At 72.7% G+C, this 2,436-nt stretch carries 2 protein-coding genes; both read left to right on the plus strand.

What is annotated here, in order from left to right; all coding sequences use genetic code 11:
• Positions 1-73 precede the first annotated feature (73 nt).
• Entirely contained in the window at positions 74-1,165 is a 1,092-nt protein-coding gene (locus D7V97_RS42285; protein ID WP_120616176.1) for an NAD-dependent epimerase/dehydratase family protein, read from the plus strand.
• Positions 1,166-1,219: 54 nt separating this feature from the next.
• On the plus strand, positions 1,220-2,377 hold the full coding sequence (locus D7V97_RS42290) for a glycosyltransferase (protein WP_120616177.1): 1,158 nt from the start codon (positions 1,220-1,222) through the stop codon (positions 2,375-2,377).
• The last annotated feature ends 59 nt before the right edge of the window (positions 2,378-2,436 follow it).

Consider the following 2,436-nt stretch of genomic DNA (forward strand, 5'->3'; position numbering starts at 1 on the left):
GGCGCGAGCACATCCTCATCACCGGGGGCGCGGGCTTCATCGGTTCGCAGCTGGACGCCCGGGGGCTCAGCGTATGAGCGGCGGGGTGAAGCAGGTCGTCATCTTCGGCGGGGCCGGCTTCATCGGCTCCAACGTGGCGGACCACTACCTGCGTGAAGGCCAACCGGTGCGCGTGTTCGACAACGTGTCGTGCCCCGGCGTGGAGCGCAACCTGCGCTGGCTCCGGGAGCGGCACGGCTCGCTCCTGAGCGTGGAGGTGGCGGACACCCGCGACCTGCTCGCGGTGCGGCGGGCGGTGCGCGACGCGCGCGAGGTGTTCCACTTCGCCGCGCAGGTGGCCGTCACGCACAGCCTCCGCTCCCCCCTGCACGACTTCGAGGTCAACGCGCGGGGCACGCTCCACATCCTCGAAGCCCTCCGGGCCCTGGAGACGCCGGCGCCGCTCGTCTTCACCTCCACCCACCAGGTCTATGGCGGGCTGCCGGGGTTGGAGCTTGAAGTCCAGGGACAGCGCTATGCCCCGTGCGACGCGGCCACGCGCGACCACGGCATCAGCGAGAAGCGCCCGCTCGACTTCGAGAGCCCCCATGGCTGCTCCAAGGGGGCCGCGGATCAGTACGTGCTGGACTACGCGCGCTCCTACGGCCTGCCGACGGTGGTGTTCCGGATGGGCTGCATCTACGGGCCCCGGCAGCTCGGCGCCGAGGACCAGGGCTGGGTCGCGCACTTCCTCCTGCGCGTGTTGGACGGCGAGCCCCTCACCCTGTACGGCGACGGGCTGCAGGTGCGCGACCTGCTCTACGTGGAGGACCTGGTGCGCGCCTTGCGGCTGGCCCAGCAGGCCATGCCGCGCATCCAGGGCCGGGCCTTCAACATCGGCGGGGGGCCGGCGCGGACGGTGAGCCCGCGGGAGCTCCTGGCGCTCATCGAGCGGCGCACCGGCCGCGCGCCGCGCCTCCACTTCGCGGACTGGCGCACGGGCGACCCGCGCTACTACGTCTCCGACAACCGCGCCTTCATGCGGGCCACCGGGTGGATGCCCCGCGTGGGAGTGGAGGAGGGCGTGGCGCGGTTGAGGAGATGGCTGGAGGAGCTGCGGGGCGAACGGACGCGGCCGTCCGTGGAGCGGGAGGAATCGCTTGAAGTCATCGCCAGCCAGCCCTGAGCCCCTGCTCCGTCGCGCCCGTCACGCGTCCTGAACCAAGGAGCCGTCCAAGTCATGCGTGTCATCCTCTTCTGTCACTCGCTGCTGTCGGACTGGAACCACGGCAACGCCCACTTCCTGCGCGGAGTGGTGACGGAGCTCGTCATGCGCGGCCACGACGTGCGCGTCTTCGAGCCCGAGGACGCATGGAGCCTCCAGAACCTGCGGGCCGAACCCCAGGGCGAGGCGGCGTTGGCGGAGGTGCGCGGCGTCTACCCGTTCGTGCGACCGGAGCGCTACGCGACCGCTTCGCTGGACGTGGATCGCGCGCTCGAAGGGGCGGACCTGGTGCTCGTGCACGAGTGGAGCCCGCCGGAGCTGGTGCGGCGCCTGGGCGAGCGCCGCGCCGCGGGCGGCACCTTCCGGCTGCTCTTCCACGACACCCACCACCGGGGCGTGAGCGCCCCCGAGGAGAGGGCCCGGTACGAGCTCACCCACTACGACGGGGTGCTCGCCTTCGGTGACATCCTCCGGCGCCTGTACCTGGAGGAGGGCTGGGCCCGCCGCGCGTGGACGTGGCACGAGGCCGCGGATGTGCGCGTGTTCCACCCACGCCCGCGCAACCGCGAGGTGCGGGACCTGGTGTGGATTGGCAACTGGGGCGACGACGAGCGCACCGCGGAGCTGCACGAGTTCCTGCTGGAGCCGGTGCGCACGCTGGGGCTGACGGCGCGGGTGCACGGCGTGCGCTACCCGGCCCCCGCGCTGCGGGCCTTGTCGGAGGCCGGCCTCGAGTACGCGGGCTGGCTGCCCAACCACCGGGTGCCCTCGGCCTTCGCGCAGGCGCGCGTCACCGTGCACGTGCCCCGCCGGCCCTACGCCACCGCGCTGCCCGGCATCCCCACCATCCGTCCCTTCGAGGCGCTGGCGTGCGGCATCCCGCTGGTGACGGCGCCCTGGGCGGACACGGAGAGCCTCTTCACCCCGGGCAGGGACTTCCTCGTCGCCCGCGATGGCGCGCAGATGCGGCGGCACCTGTCCGCGCTCCTCGCGGATCCGGAGATGCGCCGCGAGTTCGCGGACGCGGGCCTGTGCACGGTGCGGTCGCGCCACACCTGCGCGCACCGCGTGGAAGAGCTGCTGGGCATCTGCCAGGAGCTGGGCCTGCCCTCCGAGGTCCTCCACCCACTGTCTTCCGAAAGGGTCCACGCGATGGCGCCGGGGAGGATGTGATGCTGCCCGCGCGCATGCATTGCCACGCCACCACCTGCCGGGGGTGGGTGGGCGATCAG

This window comes from Corallococcus sp. CA053C (assembly GCF_003611675.1).
Classification (GTDB): domain Bacteria; phylum Myxococcota; class Myxococcia; order Myxococcales; family Myxococcaceae; genus Corallococcus.

Excerpts from the sequence above, each read along its gene's own strand:
- D7V97_RS42290 (WP_120616177.1), top strand. The coding sequence starts at position 1,220 with ATGCGTGTCATCCTCTTCTGTCACTCGCTGCTGTCGGACTGGAACCAC.
- D7V97_RS42285 (WP_120616176.1), top strand. The coding sequence starts at position 74 with ATGAGCGGCGGGGTGAAGCAGGTCGTCATCTTCGGCGGGGCCGGCTTC.